The organism is Catenulispora subtropica, assembly GCF_039531675.1.
GTDB classification, from domain to species: domain Bacteria; phylum Actinomycetota; class Actinomycetes; order Streptomycetales; family Catenulisporaceae; genus Catenulispora; species Catenulispora subtropica.
The window spans coordinates 11800-26123 of record NZ_BAAAQM010000072.1 but is presented as its reverse complement, the minus strand read 5'-3'; the positions used below and the strand labels follow the sequence as shown (position 1 = coordinate 26123).

Genomic DNA, 14324 nt, shown 5'->3' with positions numbered 1-14324 from the left:
GCAGGCGTACCCTTGAGGGGTGTCTGACGAAAGTGGAATCGCGGTCCTCCGCGCCGGTTTCGGCGCGGAGGCCGTTCCGTATCTGGCGGCGCTCGATCTCCAGCGCGAGGTCCACGCCAAGCGGGTGGCCGACGAGGTCGGCGACACCCTGATCCTGCTGGAGCACCCGCCGGTGTTCACCGCGGGCCGCCGCACCGCCCCCGAGGAGCGGCCCACCGACGGCACCCCGGTCCTGGACGTCGACCGCGGCGGCCGCATCACCTTCCACGGGCCCGGCCAGCTGGTCGGCTACCCGATCCTGCGCCTGCCGGAGGCGATGGACGTGGTCGGCCACGTCCGGCGCCTGGAGGAGGCGATGATCCGGGCCTGCTCCGACCTGGGCCTGGAGACCACCCGGATCCACGGCCGCAGCGGTGTGTGGATCCTCGGCGACGCGATCGAGCGCCAGGACCTCGGCGGGCTGAACCTGCAGCTGCGCACCGTCGGCGCCCCGGTGGACGAGGACGAGGAGTTCGACCCGCGGCTGGCCGGCCCGGAGTACGCCCCGTCCAACGCCGGCCAGCGCAAGGCCGACCGCAAGCTGGCGCAGATCGGCGTGCGGGTGGCCAAGGGCGTGACCATGCACGGCTTCGCCATCAACTGCGACGTCGATCTGGCCTGGTTCGACAAGATCATCCCCTGCGGGATCCGGAACGCCGGCGTCACCTCGCTGTCCGCCGAGCTCGGCCGGGACGTGACCGTCGACGAGGTCGCGCCGCTGATCGCCGGGCACCTCCAGGACGTGCTCGCCGAGCAATCCCAGGCGTCCGCCCTGGTCGGCGCGGTGAAGGAATAGCCTCCAGCCCGCGTAGGCTGGTAATCACAGGAAACCGCGGTACCCCTCTCACAAGGAGACTCGAAGTGACGGCCGTCACCCCAGAACCAGAAGGCCGCAAGCTGCTCCGGCTTGAGGTCCGCAACAGCGCCGTCCCCATCGAGAAGAAACCGAGCTGGATCAAGACCCGGGCCAAGATGGGCCCGGAGTACACCGGGCTGAAGAGCCTGGTGCGCAGCGAGGGCCTGCACACGGTGTGCGAGGAGGCCGGCTGTCCCAACATCTACGAGTGCTGGGAGGACCGCGAGGCCACCTTCCTCATCGGCGGCGACCAGTGCACCCGGCGCTGCGACTTCTGCCAGATCGACACCGGCAAGCCGAAGGCCTACGACACCGACGAGCCGCGCCGCGTGGCCGAGTCCGTGCAGACCATGGGCCTGAAGTACGCCACCGTCACCGGTGTCGCGCGGGACGACCTGGAGGACGAGGGCGCCTGGCTGTACGCCGAGACCGTCCGCCAGATCCACGAGCTCCTGCCCGGCTGTGGCGTCGAGCTGCTGATCCCGGACTTCCACGCCAAGCCCGAGCTGTTGGCCGAGGTGTTCGGCAGCCGGCCGGAGGTGCTGGCGCACAACATCGAGACGGTGCCGCGGATCTTCAAGGAGATCCGGCCCGGCTTCCGCTACGAGCGCTCGCTCGACGTGATCCGCCAGGCCCGCGACTTCGGCCTGGTCACCAAGTCCAACCTGATCCTGGGGATGGGCGAGGAGCGCGAGGAGATCTCGCAGGCGCTGGCCGACCTGCGCGAGGCCGGCTGCGACCTGGTGACCATCACCCAGTACCTGCGCCCCTCGCCGCGGCACCACCCGGTGATGCGCTGGGTGAAGCCGGAGGAGTTCGTCGAACTCGCCGAGGAGGCGCGGGAGATGGGCTTCGGAGTCATGTCCGGCCCGCTGGTGCGGTCCTCCTACCGCGCCGGGCGGCTGTACCAGGAGGCGGTCGCGGCCCGCGAGGCCGCCGCGGCGGCGGTGCTCGCGTAACCCGTCGATATCAGGAAGTTGTGAGAAGCGGCCCCGGTCCGAGCGACCGGGGCCGCTTCGTGTTCCGGCACGGGAATGCGGAGTATTGCGTATCCCGTTACCACGATTTGACCCTCCGGCGCCAGACCGGTAACAAAGAACTTTGATAGTGGCAGCGGCACGCCACCAGCCGCGCTGTATATCGCCCAGCGAACGCACTCCCGCACTTCCCCCTGTCTGCCCGCTTGTCTTCAGGTCGAGGTCCTCAGCCATGAGCTCCGCAACGTCCTCTGTCCGTTCCATGCTCCTGACCTTCGAACGCCGCGTGCTGCGCGCCGGCGGCCACCAGCGCGCGCTCGCCAACGCGCGGGCGGCGGTGTTGGAGGCCCGGGAACGCGCCGCGGTGCGGGCCGCCGCGCACGAGTCGCTCACCAGGCTCGGCGCCGGCGCCGAGTAACCGGAGGACCCGATGGCGAGCCGGCCGGCGACCTGAGCACCGAACTGGTTTACCACCACGCGCGAGCACCACGTATCCTGCGTGCCATGGCACGCGACACCACGACGAACACCCCCGACGGCGGGGCCGCCCCCAAGAAGGGCCGGATCAGGCAGATCCGCGAGGTCTACTCGATGACCCGCAAGGAGGATCCCAAGCTCCCGCTGGTGCTGGCCGCGTGGGGCGTGGGAGCCCTGGTGGTCTTCGTGGGCCTGGGCTTCCTGCTGGGGTCGCCGGTGTTCTACGGGATCTTCGGGATCCCGGTGGCCGTGCTGGCCATGATGATCGTTTTCGGGCGGCGGGCGCAGCGCGCGGCCTACGCCTCGATCAAGGGGCAGCCCGGGGCGGCCGCCTCGGTGCTGGACACGCTGCGCCGCGGCTGGGACGTGACCCCGGGCGTGCGGTTCAACCGGCAGCAGGACATGATCCACCGGGTGCTCGGGCGGCCGGGCATCATCCTGGTCGGCGAGGGCAACCCGAACCGGCTCAAGACGCTGTTCACCGAGGAGCGCCGGCACCTGACCCGGCTGTTCGGGCCGGACGTGCCGCTGGTGGCCGAGGACATCATCGCCGGCGACGAGGAGGGCATGGTCCCGCTGGGCCGGCTGAACCGGACCGTGATGCGGCTCAAGCCCGCGGCCGGCAAGTCGTACCTGCGGCCGGCGCAGGTGCTGGCGTTCCAGAACCGGCTGAAGGCCGTGGGCCCGAACATGCCGATCCCGAAGGGCCCGATGCCGCGTAACGGGAAGATGCCGCGGGGCCAGATCCGCTAGTCGTCGCAGAGTGGCAGTGCGCCCGATGTAATGGCGCCGAAATGCCACGGAACGTGCTGGGGAGTCGGACGGCCCGCGACCGTGACGGTCGCGGGCCGTTGTCATGTCTCGTTCCTGTCCGGGAGTGCCGCAGAGCGGCTCTTCGGGCTCCTGAGCGGGCATGGAAAGGCGCGAGAGGGTTCGGAACAGCCTGTTCGGCGCCGCAGGCGGCTCAAGGGAGCCTCAAGCCCCGCCGGTTCAGCCGAGCGGTCCTGGAGCCGCCGATTCGACCGAGCGGCTCAGCGGGTCGCCATGATCCTCAGCGGGTGGCGACGATCATCGTGTGCGCCACCCGGTCGTGCATGCCGCGGCCGTCGGCGTCCCAGATCACGGCCGGGACGAACAGGAACAGGAGCACCGTGCGCATCCCGACGGCGTACGGCGAGGCCTTGCCGCCCTGGTCGGACGTGACGCGCAGCCCCAGGGCCGCCATGCCCAGGGTGGAGCCGCTGATCCCCAGCCCCACCAGGTACATCACCGCCAGCAAGCTCAGCGCCGCGAACTGGCCGGTCTTCAGCAGGCGGTCCCCGACCAGCAGGTAGGCCAGCCCGTAGGCGAGCGCCCAGTCGATCATCAGCGCGGCCAGCCGGCGGCCGACCGTGGCCAGCGAGCCGGGACCCGAGCGCGGCAGGCCGAGGCGCTGGCCGTAGTAGTCGGACGAGGTCATGCCACCACGGTACCCCGGGCGGGTTTCAGACCCGCCACCACCATCGGTCGGAGGCGTCCGGAGGGGGTGGTCGTGATCTAAGGAGTAGGTTGGACAGTGCCGGGGCTCCGTGTAACACGCCGGAAACAAAAGGGACACGGCCGGGAAACCGCCCTGTCCTACGGTCACAGGAGTGCCCGTTGGGAGACCCGGCCCGCAGGTGAGCCGTCGGCAGGCGCGCCAAGCGGCCGGTGAGAAGCGTACTCAAAGGAGTAGTTGATGTTCTCGAACGCCGACGAGGTACTGAAGTACCTCAAGGACAACGACGTGAAGAGCGTCGATGTGCGGTTCTGCGACCTGCCCGGCGTGATGCAGCACTTCACCGTGCCGGTCGAGTCGTTCGACGCCGACGTCTTCGCCCACGGGCTGGCCTTCGACGGCTCCTCGATCCGCGGCTTCCAGGCCATCCACGAGTCCGACATGCAGCTGCTGCCGGACGTCACCACCGCGCGCCTGGACCCGTTCCGCGCCGAGAAGACCCTCAACATCAACTTCTTCATCCACGACCCGCTGACCGGCGAGGCCTACTCCCGCGACCCGCGCAACGTGGCCAAGAAGGCCGAGGCGTACCTGCGCGGCTCGGGCATCGCGGACACCTGCTACTTCGGCCCCGAGGCCGAGTTCTACGTCTTCGACGACGTCCGCTTCGCCTCCGGCTCGCAGGAGAGCTACTACCACATCGACGCCGAGGCGGCGTTCTGGAACACCGGCCGCAAGGAAGAGGGCGGCAACCGCGGGTACAAGCCGCGGGTCAAGGGCGGCTACTTCCCGGTGGCCCCGAACGACCACTACGCCGACCTGCGCGCCACCATGAGCCGCACGCTGATCGACTCCGGCCTGGTCGTCGAGCGCCAGCACCACGAGGTCGGCTCGGCCGGCCAGGCGGAGATCAACTACCGCTTCAACACCCTGCTGGCCGCCGCCGACGACCTGATGCTGTTCAAGTACATCATCAAGAACGTCGCCTGGGGCGCGGGCAAGACCGCCACCTTCATGCCCAAGCCGGTCTTCGGCGACAACGGCTCGGGCATGCACTGCCACCAGAGCCTGTGGAAGGACGGCGCCCCGCTGTTCTACGACGAGGTCGGCTACGCGGGCCTGTCGGACACCGCCCGGCACTACATCGGCGGCCTCCTGAAGCACGCGCCGTCGCTGCTGGCCTTCACCAACCCGACGGTGAACAGCTACCGCCGCCTGGTCCCCGGCTACGAGGCCCCGGTGAACCTGGTCTACTCGCAGCGCAACCGCTCGGCGTGCATCCGCATCCCGATCACCGGCTCGAACCCGAAGGCCAAGCGCATCGAGTTCCGCTGCCCGGACCCGTCCTCCAACCCGTACCTGGCCTTCTCGGCGATGCTGCTGGCCGGCCTGGACGGCGTGAAGAACAAGATCGAGCCGATGGCCCCGGTGGACAAGGACCTGTACGAGCTCCCGCCGGACGAGCACGCCTCGATCCCGCAGGTGCCGGCCTCGCTCCCGGCCGTGCTCGACGCGCTGGAGGCCGACCACGGCTACCTGCTCGAGGGCGGCGTGTTCACGCAGGACCTGATCGAGACGTGGATCTCGTACAAGCGCGAGCGTGAGGTGGACCCGGTGCGGCTGCGCCCGACGCCGCACGAGTTCGAGCTGTACTTCGACATCTGAACACGCTTAGGGCAGCGGCCTGCGCCGTAGGCGCAAAGACGACTGCCGACCTGGGATGAAGCTGCTGGACACCTTCAGTTGATCATGGGCGTTTTCGAGCCTCATGGGGCCCGATGTGGGCCGGATGATCTTGACCTAGTAGCTTCAGAACTCGGATCGCGGTGGGCCCGCGGACTTCTTCGGGAGGCCGCGGGCCCACCGTCGTTCGGATGAGACCTGTGTGTGCCTACGCCGGCGGTGCCGCTGCACCGGCTAGGCCGCCTCCCCAGCCGAATACATCGCCTGGGTGAAGAAGCAAGGGTCACGGACAGTTTCAGTGGCCGTGAGAGGACTTATAGGTCGACGCCGCACGTCACAGACTCGTCCACACCACGGTAAGGATCAAAGCCACAAGCCGGGTATGGATTGCTGGCACGACGCCCGTTCGCTCTTTCCGCCCTCGGTCCTACGCCGCTGCCACCGACACGCGGCGAAGACGAGCGGCTGTTGGAAGCCCGAGCAGCGCGACCGCGCCGAGGAGCAGGAAGGCCGTGGTGGGGTCGCCGACGAGCATTCCGGTGGCGCCCGCGACGGCGAGGCCGCCGAGGTTGCCTGCCATCCAGATGAGCCCGGTCGCCGTGCCCTCGGCCTGTGAGGCGTGACGTTCCGCAAGTTCGAAGGCGATGGGCAGCGCTGGGAGGAGTGCGAAGCCGATTGCCGTCAGACAGACGGCCCCGACGGCAGTTCCTGGTGATATCGCCATGGCGACGGCCGCTGTAGCGGTGATCAGCAGGCCGCCGGAGAGGACCCTGACCTCGGTGCCGCGCCGGGCCGCCAACACCGGCACGATCGCGCAGCCGACGACTCCGGCGGCGACGTTGCCCATTAGGAGCAGGCTCGCCGTCGACGAGCTGACGCCGGCCGGCGTGAGCAGCGCCTGCGCGTAGGTCGTGAGGGCGATGAAGGCTCCGGACGGGGCGAACGCGAACAGGCACAGGCGGCGGACGAACGGGTCGGACCACGCCAGCCGCAGGGTGGCCAGTCCCGGCCGCTCGGTGGCATGGTGGTGCTCGCCGGGGCGGCGCACCGTAACGAGCATGGCCACCGCCGCGACGACGGTGAAGGCCGCGCTGACGGCGGTCAGCGCGCCGAGCTGGTCCGCGCCGGGGAAAACCGCGCCGAGGACGAAGGCCACGACCATGCCGGCGAACGTGGACGCGGTACCGAGGGCGATACCCTTCGGCCGGTTCTCTGGAGCGAGGTAGCGGCCAGTAATGCCGGTGACGGCGTTGAGGACCAGTGGCTGAGCGACCGCGACGACGACCTGTCCGCCCAGCAGCCAGCCGTAGGTCGGGCCCCCGAGCCGCAGCAACGCGCCGACGGTGGTCAGGACGGCGCCGGCCGACAGGCCGCCGCGGAACCAGCGGTCGAGGACTAGGCCGGCCGGGATGGCCAGGACGATGTACATCAGCGGGAAGACCTGCGCGAGCCAGCCGATGGCGTTCTCGGAAACGCCGTAGTGCTCGGCCGCGACGGTAGTGACACCTGAGTAGTTCAGCCAAAGGATCTGCGTCGCGGCGCCCAGCAGGGCGTAGGCGATGACGGCTGACCAGCGGCTGCGAGACTCTGACATAGCGGCGCCTTTCTCGGTCCCCCCTGCAACGGCGAGGTGTGATGGCGACCATAAAGACGTGCCAGCGCGCACGGGAAACAACGCTTTCGGCGTCGAACTACAACTAGGTGTTGTAAGCGCAGTGGCGAGGCCGGTCTGCGCGGGCCAGCAAGCCCGCATACCAGCCCAGTCCGCACATCAGCCCAGCCGCGGGCCGAGCAGACTGCGACCGACTAGGCCTCCGGATCCTCAATGGCCGCGACGATACCGCGCTCTCGATCCCGGACCTCCTGCGCCACGTTCACGAACCGCTCCACCGCTCCCTTTCGGTGCCCGCGCCGCCAGGCAACGACCAGCGCCGACCCGGTCACCCCGGCGAGCGGCACGAACCGCACTCCGGCGTGCGGCATGTACCGCCGCGCGCCGACCGCCGTCACCGAGCACGCCAGCCCGGCGGCGACGACCTGCATCTCCTCGGTGTGCGAAGTGCTCTCCCGGACCACTGCGGGCGGACGGCCGCCGCGGTACTCGTCCAGCGTCCAGTAGCGCCGCCAGGCCGTGTCGGCGGTGCGGCCGACGGTCAGCGGTTCGCCGATGATGTCGGCGGGCGTGACGACGGCCCGCACTGCCAGCGGGTGGTCCGGGGGCAGCACGGCGACCAGCGGTTCCACGAACAGCGGCAGCCACTCCAGATCCGGCGTCGCCACGGGGAGCCGGATCAGCGCGACGTCCGACCGGCCGTCGGACAGGCCGCCGGACGGGTCGTCGAAGCCGCTCTCCCGTAGCTCCACCTTGATGTCCGGATGGCGGGCCGCGAACTCGGCCAGGATCGGCGTGGTCAGCTCCAGGGCGCCACCGATGACGAAACCCAACCGAATCGTCCCGGACAGGCCCTGGCCGGTGCTGCGCGCCGCGGCCACGCCGGCGTCCAGGACAGCGAGCGACTCCCGGACCGCGTCCAGGAACGCCTCGCCGGCCGAGGTCAGCGCCATACTGCGGGTGGTGCGCTCCAGCAGCCTGGTGCCGACCGCGTCCTCGAGATCGCGGAGCTGCTTGCTCAGGGCCTGCTGGGTGACGAAGAGGCGGGCGGCCGCCCGACTGAAGTTCAGCTCCTCGGCCACCACGACGAAGTTCCGCAGCTTCTGCGTGGCCACATCCACAACGAATCATTGTAGACCCACGTTCAACACGTTGTTTCCCTCGCGGAAGATGCGCACTTACGTTGGCGGCCATACCCCGGACGCTGTGCACCGCCCTCGTGAAGGAGACCACCGTGGCTGAGAAGTGGCGCAACTGGGCTCGGCAACAGGCCTGTGTCCCCGCTCGTGTCGAGCGGCCCGCGGACGAGGAGCAGCTCAGCGCGGCGATCAAGCGCGCCGCCCGCGAAGGCCTTCGGGTCCGCGCCGTCGGCAGCGGGCACTCGTTCACCGACACCTGCCTCACCGACGGCGTCATGATCGACCAGACCGGCATGCAGCGGGTCCTCGGCGTCGACCGGGCGACCGGGCTGGTGCGCGTGGAGGCCGGCGTGAAGCTGCACCGGCTGACCGCCGAGCTGCACCAGCACGGCCTGGCCCTGGAGAACCAGGGCGACATCGACACCCAGTCCCTGGCCGGGGCGCTGGCGACCGCCACCCACGGCACCGGCGAACGCTTCCGCAACCTGTCGGCGAACGTCGTCGGTTGCCGCCTGGTCACCGCGACCGGCGACGTGGTCGAGATCGACGAGGCGCGCGACCCCGACGCCTGGCGTGCCGCGCGGGTCTCGGTCGGCGCCCTCGGCGTGATCTCCAGCTACACCCTCCGTTGCGTGCCGGCGTTCCGCATTCACCGGATCGACGAGGTCCGCCCGGCCACCGAGGTGCTCGTCGATCTTGATCGCCTGGTCGCCGAGCACGACCACTTCGAAGTCATGGCCCTGCCGCACACCGACAAGGTGCTGACCTATGCCTCGCAGCGCACCGACCGCCCCGCGGCGCCGCCCGGACGCCTCGCCGCGTGGTGGAACGACGACCTGCTCAGCAACGCAGGGCTGGGCGCCGCCTGTCATTTCGGGCGCCTGTTCCCGGGCGCGGTGCCGCGAGTGGCCCGCGCGCTCACCGGGGTGATCGGCCGCTATGAGCAGCTGAACGACAGCCATCGCGTCTACGCCCACAAGCGCCGGGTGCGGTTCACGGAGATGGAATACGCCATTCCTCGCGTGCACGCTGTGGAGGCGTTGGAACGTGTCAGGGCTCTCATCGTTGCGCGATGGATTCCGGTGCTGTTCCCGATCGAGGTGCGGTTCACGGCACCCGACGACGCCTTCCTGTCCACCGCCTACGGCCGCGACACCGCGTACATCGCCGTCCACCAGGTCGTGCGAGCCGAGTACGAGCCCTTCTTCCGCGCCGTCGAGGCGATCATGGACGAGTACGAAGGCCGCCCGCACTGGGGCAAGCGCCACTTCCAGTCCGCCGCCACGTTGGCGGCGCGGTACCCCGCCTGGCAGGACTTCCAGGCCGTCCGTGCACGCCTCGATCCCCACGGGTTGTTCACGAACGACTACGTCGCTCGCGTCCTCGGCGCTCCGGCCGGACGGGAGGCCTGACCGTTGACCGCTTCCAGCTCCGCCGCCACCAATGACGCCGCCATTGATTTCGCAGCCCTCGAACGGGCCACCCGCGACCTCCAGCCGCCGTTCGCAGTGGTCGATCTGCGAGCCCTCCGGCAGAACGCCGAATCCATGCGACGCCGGGCCGGCGGAAAGCCGATCCGCCTGGCCAGCAAATCGGTACGCTGCCGGGCGATCATGCGGTCGGTGCTGGCGATGCCCGGTTACCGGGGGATCCTCGCCTTCACCGTTCCCGAGGCCGTGTGGCTCGCGGAGGAGTTCGACGACATCCTCGTCGGCTACCCCACCGCCGACGACGACGCGCTGTGCCGGATCGCGGAGGATCCGGTACTCGCGGCCAGGATCACGCTGATGGCGGACAGCCCCGCGCATCTGGATCGGTTCACGGCGGCGGCCGCCGCGGGCGGCCACCCGTTGCGCGTCTGCCTCGATCTGGACGCCTCGCTCGTGGCCTTCGGCGGCCGGCTCCACTTCGGCGCCCACCGGTCACCGCTGCACGAGCCTGCGCAGGCCCGCGAGCTGGCCCGGGATGTCGTCGGCCGCTCCGGACTGCGGCTGGTCGGCGTGATGTCCTACGAGGCCCAGATCGCCGGCGTCGGTGACGACGCACCCGGATCGCCGATGCGGCGGACGGCCATCAGGACCCTGCAGGCCGTCTCCAGGCGCGAGCTTCGGCGCCGCCGCGCCGCCGTGATCGCCGCCGTCCGCGAGCTGGCGCCGCTGGAGTTCGTCAACGGCGGCGGCACCGGCAGCCTGGAGAGCACGGCTTCGGAAGCCGCCGTCACGGAACTCGGTGCGGGATCGGGCCTCTACGCGCCCACGCTGTTCGACACCTATCGCGGCTTCCAACCCCGGCCGGCCGCGTTCTTCGTCCAGTCGGTGGTCCGGCGCCCGAACGCCGATCGGGCGACCCTCCTCGGCGGCGGCTGGCCGGCTTCGGGCGCCGCCGGGGCCGATCGGCTGCCGACGCCGGTGTGGCCGGCGGGGCTGCGGCTCACCGGCCTCGAAGGAGCCGGTGAGGTACAGACGCCGCTCGTCGGCCCAGGCGCCGCACGACTCGCCGTCGGGGACCGGGTCTGGTTCCGGCACACCAAGGCCGGTGAGGTGTGCGAGCGTGTGAACGTCCTTCACCTCGTGGACGGCGACCGGATCGTCGGCTCTCCGCCCACCTATCGCGGTGAGGGCCAGGCCCTGCTGTAACCGCGCTCGGATAGCCGAAAGGCGGCTGGGATTCCCAGCCGCCTTTCATTGGGTCGGTCACGACGACGACGCGATCGCCTTGCGGAGGACCGTCGGATGCGAACCTTCATATGCGCGATCAGACCACGGTGACGTACTGCGGGGACGCCTGAACGCGCCGGGATTCACCGTGTCTTCGGCGGGTCGCATCATGGATGACTCCATTGCTGATTCGTCCCGCCATGGCAGGTGTAGATGATCAGCTGGGTGCCAGTCGCTGTGCCGCCTCCATAGGCGTCCAGGCACTTGCCAAGCGCCTGGAACTCTTTGCTGGCGCTGACATATGTCCATTGCTGCGCGGCAGTTCCGTTGCAGACGTACAGCTGAACGGCAGTGGTGTCGGCGCTGGAGGCGTTGCGGACGTCCATGCACTTGCCGAGAGCGCGGATCGTCCCATCGCCGGGGAAGGTCCAGGCCTGGGCGGATCCGCCGTTGCAGTCGTTCAACTGAAGCTGCGTCGCGTCCAGCGTGGAGCCGTTGGGCACGTCGACGCACCGACCGCTGCCGACCCCGATGATCGGCCCGGTCGCCGAAGTGATCGTCCCCGTGCTGTAGGCGATCGTTGTCGCCGCCGAGGTGGGCTGTGACCCGGTGGTGACGGTCAAGACATGGGCCGTGCCGTCGTAGGAGAAAGTCGTGGCGGCGCCGTTGACGGTGACGGCAGAGGGCGCTGTCGCGACGTTGCGCACCTTGAGCGTCCAGGTGCGGTTGGCGACGGCGCCTGTGTAAGTACCCGACATCGCGCCGATCGTGACCGCGTGCGCGGCATCGTCGTAGCCGATCGCGGTGGTGGCCGATGCGGCCGAGTGGCTGACGCCGTCGTCTTCGAAGAGCCTGAACGCCCCGTTGCCGCCAGCGGCGACGTCCAGGGTGACCTGGCTCATCGGGGACGCGTTCGCCGAGTCGACGTAGTCGGTCCGGGTGGCCATGACGCCGCCGGCGCGCAGGAACACCGGCATCGTGTCCAGTGTGGTCGACACCGAGGCGGTACCGGGTCCGGTGTAGGTCTTTCCGGTGAAGTAGTCGGTCCACACTCCCGGCGGGAACCACACCGTCGTGTTCACCGTACCGGTGCCGGCGGTGGTCACCGGCGCCACGAGTACGTCGTCACCGTAGGTGTACTCAGTGCCGTAGTCATACGCCTCGTTGTACTCGGGGTAGTTCAGATACAGTCCGCGCACGATCGGCAGACCGGTGGTCGTGGCCTGGTGGGCCAAGGTGTACGTGTACGGCACCAGTGCCTCGCGCAGTTGCAGGAACTTCTCGGCGGAGGCCGCAGCTGCCGGCGAATAGTTCGCGGCCGGCGTCACCGCGCACCCGGTGGCCGCGGAGTTCGCCGTGGTGCAGTTGTAATCCCAGGGCAGCCGGAATCCGTGGTTGGAGTGCAGTCGCAGAATCGGCTGGAAGGCACCCAGCTGGACCCAGCGTGCGTACATGTCCGGGTCGTCGTAGCCGCTGCCGCCGTTGAAGGCGCCTATGTCGTGGGAGACGTAGGGTTCTCCGATGCCGCTGCCCTCGCGGGCCGTGAACTGCGCCTCGAACGCGAGCGTCGGCCACGCTGCGTACGTGTCGCCGGTGAAGTGCACGGCTGAGCGATGGTCGGCCCAAGCTCCGGAGACACCGGGAGTGAAGCCGTAGTAGTCGGACCCGTTGCCGCCGACCCGGCCCAGGACGTATCCACGTTGCCCCAGGGCGTCGCCATGGGCCTTGTACTGGGCGTTGATCCAGCTGTCCGGCGAGACGTCCGAATTTTTGGCAGCCCCTTCGTTGAAGCTCTGGTCCAGCCACCAGACAGGCGTTCCGTCATTCGTCTCGATGTTTGAGTGGAGATTGAAAAAGGCCCGCAGCTGCTTGGGATCCCGGAAATCGAAGTCTTCCCCGGAGACGAGATTGCCCGCTGTCGCGAGAGTTGCGGCGTACTGCGGGTCCGAGGACTTGATGGAAGGGTGGATGTTCAGCGCCAGCTGAAGATTTTGCTGCGACGCCCAGGTGAACAGCGCCTTGGGATCGGGGAACAGTGCAGGGTTGAATTCCCACCCGTCCCATTGGTTTGGAGCTTTCCAGTCCGTGTCCGCCACCAGCTGGTCGATCGGCGTCTTCGTGCTGCGGAAGGCGGGGATCAGCGTGTTCTGGTAGTTCGCCAGAGAGAAGGCGTTGTAGTCGCTGAACCAGACCCCGAACGCCGACCGGGGCAGCGTCGCCGCCGGTCCGGTGAGGTCGTGGAGGTCTTGAAGCGCCTGCTTGTAGTTGTGTCCGTAGCCGAAGAAGTAGCCGTCCTGGTAGGCGGCACCACCATGGCCGGGGCGCGGCGTCAGGCTCCCGTCGCTGTTGAGCAAGCCGGTGCCCGTGTCGTCCATCAGATACCAGCCGTCGCGGGAAAGCACGCCGTCCGCCATCGGCACCGAGCCGCCGACCTGGTCCAGAGCGCGCCGGTATCCGCCGAGGTTGTTGGTCGACGAAATCGGTGCCGGGACCGGAGTCGGATATGTCGCGCCGACCGCGGTCACGGCCACCGAGTCGATGTTCACGTTGCACGAGTCGGCCGAGCCGCAGGAAACCGCGACCGGCGAGTTCCCGGCAGGAAGGGTCACCGTGGTCGACGACACGGCCCAGGTGTTCCAGTCCGCCGTCGTCGGCAGGCTCACCTGCTGGGAGACGCCGTTCGCCGTGACAGTGGCGGTCCGTGTCTGGTTCTTCCCGTCGCCGCCGGTGGAGTTGGCATACCGGAACTGCACCGCGTACTGGCCGGCCGCCGGGACGGACTCCTGCCAGCTGATTGCCGCCCCGGAGGTGAACCCGGCGACGAAGCCGGTTCCGGTGAATCCAGTGTGGTCGGTGGCCGCTGCGGCCGACCCGGACAGCGCCAGCTGCTCAGCCTCACAGCCGGCCGGATACGTGCAGGTGCCGCTGGCCGGAGGGAACTTGGGGTAGGCCGTCACCGCCTGGGTGCCCGCGGTCAGGTTGACTGACAAGTTGCTGCCGTTGACCGGTCCAGAGCCCTCCAGGTACTTCAGCGTCAGGGCGGAAGTCTGGATGATGCGGTATCCGCCCGACACCGAGGTCGTATAAGCGGGGACCGGCATGGCCCGGTTGACGGCGGTGAAGGTCGGACTGTCCTGGAACACGCCGTCCCCGGCGTACTCGACCCGGATCAGTGTGGGTGATTCGACGGTGAACCGTGCTGAACCGTCGATGACGATGGCCGTCGGGGTGGCGGCGGCGGCACTGCCCGGACACAGCAGACCAGCCGCTGGCACAGCGAGCGCAAAGGCCGCGCTCAGAGTCAGGAGCCGTGCTCCTGTTCGTGATTTGGTCACCTTTTCCTCACTCGATGTCGGTGATGAACTTCAAGCCCCGTCTGGCTCCGGCCCGGTTGGTGTGTCAGGGGC

General features: G+C 69.2%; 11 protein-coding genes. 7 read left to right on the top strand and 4 right to left on the bottom strand.

Annotated features, from left to right (window positions below):
* The first annotated feature begins 19 nt into the window (after window positions 1-19).
* The 4 genes from lipB to ABD466_RS39265 all read left to right on the top strand — a co-directional run bounded on the left by lipB (window position 20) and on the right by ABD466_RS39265 (window position 3102).
* Entirely contained in the window at window positions 20-835 is an 816-nt protein-coding gene (gene lipB / locus ABD466_RS39280) for a lipoyl(octanoyl) transferase LipB (RefSeq protein ID WP_344662377.1), read from the top strand.
* A 17-nt stretch (window positions 836-852) separates the two neighbouring features.
* Window positions 853-1854 (top strand): lipoyl synthase, encoded by a 1002-nt coding sequence (gene lipA / locus ABD466_RS39275; protein WP_425558854.1) that lies wholly within the window; start codon window positions 853-855, stop codon window positions 1852-1854.
* Window positions 1855-2104: 250 nt separating this feature from the next.
* The gene (locus ABD466_RS39270; RefSeq protein WP_344662375.1) at window positions 2105-2290 is read left to right on the top strand and encodes a hypothetical protein; all 186 of its coding nucleotides are present in this window, start codon (window positions 2105-2107) and stop codon (window positions 2288-2290) included.
* Window positions 2291-2376: 86 nt separating this feature from the next.
* The gene (locus ABD466_RS39265) at window positions 2377-3102 is read left to right on the top strand and encodes a DUF4191 domain-containing protein (RefSeq protein ID WP_344662374.1); all 726 of its coding nucleotides are present in this window, start codon (window positions 2377-2379) and stop codon (window positions 3100-3102) included.
* Window positions 3103-3400: 298 nt separating this feature from the next.
* On the opposite strand, the gene ABD466_RS39260 is transcribed toward ABD466_RS39265, so the two are convergent.
* On the bottom strand, window positions 3401-3808 hold the full coding sequence (locus ABD466_RS39260) for an RDD family protein (protein ID WP_344662373.1): 408 nt from the start codon (window positions 3806-3808) through the stop codon (window positions 3401-3403).
* Window positions 3809-4066: 258 nt separating this feature from the next.
* Here ABD466_RS39260 and glnA point away from each other — a divergent pair, with 258 nt between their 5' ends.
* Window positions 4067-5491 (top strand): type I glutamate--ammonia ligase, encoded by a 1425-nt coding sequence (glnA, locus tag ABD466_RS39255; protein ID WP_344662372.1) that lies wholly within the window; start codon window positions 4067-4069, stop codon window positions 5489-5491.
* A gap of 445 nt (window positions 5492-5936) precedes the next feature.
* Here the strand turns inward: glnA and ABD466_RS39250 are convergent, their stop codons facing one another.
* Window positions 5937-7103, bottom strand: coding sequence for an MFS transporter (locus tag ABD466_RS39250; protein ID WP_344662371.1), 1167 nt, complete (start codon window positions 7101-7103; stop codon window positions 5937-5939).
* 212 nt (window positions 7104-7315) lie between these two features.
* Window positions 7316-8242 (bottom strand): LysR family transcriptional regulator, encoded by a 927-nt coding sequence (locus ABD466_RS39245; RefSeq protein WP_344662370.1) that lies wholly within the window; start codon window positions 8240-8242, stop codon window positions 7316-7318.
* A gap of 113 nt (window positions 8243-8355) precedes the next feature.
* Between ABD466_RS39245 and ABD466_RS39240 the strand changes: the two genes are divergently transcribed.
* Both ABD466_RS39240 and ABD466_RS39235 read left to right on the top strand, forming a co-directional pair.
* Entirely contained in the window at window positions 8356-9672 is a 1317-nt protein-coding gene (locus tag ABD466_RS39240) for a D-arabinono-1,4-lactone oxidase (RefSeq protein WP_344662369.1), read from the top strand.
* A 3-nt stretch (window positions 9673-9675) separates the two neighbouring features.
* Window positions 9676-10896, top strand: coding sequence for an amino acid deaminase/aldolase (locus tag ABD466_RS39235; RefSeq protein ID WP_344662368.1), 1221 nt, complete (start codon window positions 9676-9678; stop codon window positions 10894-10896).
* A 188-nt stretch (window positions 10897-11084) separates the two neighbouring features.
* Here the strand turns inward: ABD466_RS39235 and ABD466_RS39230 are convergent, their stop codons facing one another.
* On the bottom strand, window positions 11085-14192 hold the full coding sequence (locus ABD466_RS39230; protein WP_344662367.1) for a TIM-barrel domain-containing protein: 3108 nt from the start codon (window positions 14190-14192) through the stop codon (window positions 11085-11087).
* Window positions 14193-14324: the final 132 nt, after the last annotated feature.